The organism is Pseudoalteromonas sp. PS5 (assembly GCF_004103255.1).
In the GTDB taxonomy this organism is placed as follows: Bacteria; Pseudomonadota; Gammaproteobacteria; order Enterobacterales; family Alteromonadaceae; genus Pseudoalteromonas; species Pseudoalteromonas peptidolytica.
Map to the genome: position 1 here is coordinate 1 of NZ_RCSQ01000248.1, position 1,890 is coordinate 1,890.

Below are 1,890 nucleotides of genomic sequence, written 5' to 3' on the forward strand. Positions count from 1 at the left end.
GGTTAGATGGATTTGCCTTAGGAGAGCCGCACCTGTGTGATGCGTATCCACGTACTCGGCCACAAGAGGTCGGTGTGAGCGCATCACATCTGGCGTATGTGATTTATACCTCAGGCTCGACAGGACAGCCAAAAGGCGTGATGATTGAGCATCAAAGCTTGCACAACAATATGATTACTTCCCTCGAATACACGCAATTATCCCCTAGCGCGGCTATTTACCATTGTTCATCAGTTGCCTTTGATGCTGCCGTTTGGGTCATGTGGTTAGGCCTCGTAAATGGAGCCAAATTGCGATTAGCGACAACGTTAGAGTATGGAAAAGAGTTAGTACATTATGGTGATGTCTCCCACCTCTTTATGACTCCCTCTATGTTGCGATGTTTGAAAGTTAAAAAATATGAAAGTCTAACCACAGTGATGGTAGGTGGTGAGCATTGCCCTGATTCACTTGCTAATGAGTGGCTGTCAGTAGGTGTTGAATTTTTAAATGCCTATGGCCCAACTGAAATAACTATCTGTAGCTCAATTGGCCGATGCTTGGAGGGTAAGCAGGCAACGATTGGTACTCCTTTTGCCAATATGCAGTATTATATTTTAGATGCGGATCAAGCTTTGCTACCTTACGGTGCTGTGGGTGAGTTATATGTTGGTGGAGATGGAGTGGCCAGAGGTTATTTGAACAAAGCGACATTGACACAAAATAGCTTTATTCCTAATCCATACTTTTGCCCAAATAAAAGGAACACTTCAAAGCGATTATATAAAACGGGAGACTTAGTTAAATTTAATTCAGACGGTGAACTTATTTACATTAGCCGCGTCGATGATCAAGTGAAAATTCGCGGGTTTCGAGTCGAGCTTGGTGAAATTGAGTCACAAATAAACTCTTGCTCTGAGGTTGACTCTAGCGTCGTACTCATCATTGAACGCGGCACATCAAAGTATCTTGTGGGGTATATCAAACTGAGAGAAGGACTTGTTCAGTCCACCAGTGCTGTTGAACAACAAGTCCAGCAACACTTAAAAACCTCATTGCCTGCACATATGATCCCAAGCAAGCTGATTGTAGTGAGTGAATTTCCGAGAACGGCAAATGGCAAGGTTGATAAGGTGGCGTTATCAGCAACAACGCTTGATACGGATACTGTAGCTATAGTTATCGAGGCTAAAGATGATATAGAAAAAGCACTAGTACAGATCTGGTCTGAGCTATTTAGTGTACCTCCTGCATTGATCAGTACTGAAGATGATTTTTTTGAATTAGGTGGTCATTCATTATTGTCGATGAGGCTGTGCTCTGAGATAGAAGATAAACTAAACGTACAAATACCACTGCGGGAAATTTACGATAGCCCTACCATCGTAGATATCGCTATATTGGTAAAAAATGCAGTTGATGTAGGGTCAAACCTAGTCTCGCGAGTAGAAAGAAACACAGATAAGTTCCCTCTGTCTTTTGCCCAACAGCGGCTATGGTTTATTGATAGTTTGCAAGGCAGCACTCCAGAGTACAATATGCCGATGGTGTTTGAGCTGTCAGGCACGATTAGTCTGACGAGTATTCAGCGAGCCTTTCGTGAAATTATCGCGCGTCATGAAGTCTTAAGAACCGTCTATGAAGAGCATGATGGTGAAGCATATCAAAAGATAAAAACAATATCTGAAGTCGAGTTTGCGATTCAGCAAAAAGACATCAGTGAACTCGATGAGCAAGATAAAGAAACCGCACTTAAAGCATATGTGCGTGAGGAAGTAGGGAGGCCGTTTAATCTATCCACAGAAGTGATGTTACGGGTAAGCTTTATAAAGACCGCAGAAACATCAGGCGTACTGTTATTTAATCTACACCACATAGCGTCAGACGGATGGTCAATGGAAATCCTGATGA

The 1,890-nt window shown here is 42.7% G+C and carries 1 protein-coding gene; it reads left to right on the top strand.

From position 1 onward, the window contains the following. Positions 1 to 1,890 (top strand): AMP-binding protein (locus D9603_RS21405; RefSeq protein ID WP_153188205.1); only part of this gene is annotated, 1,890 nt, incomplete at both ends.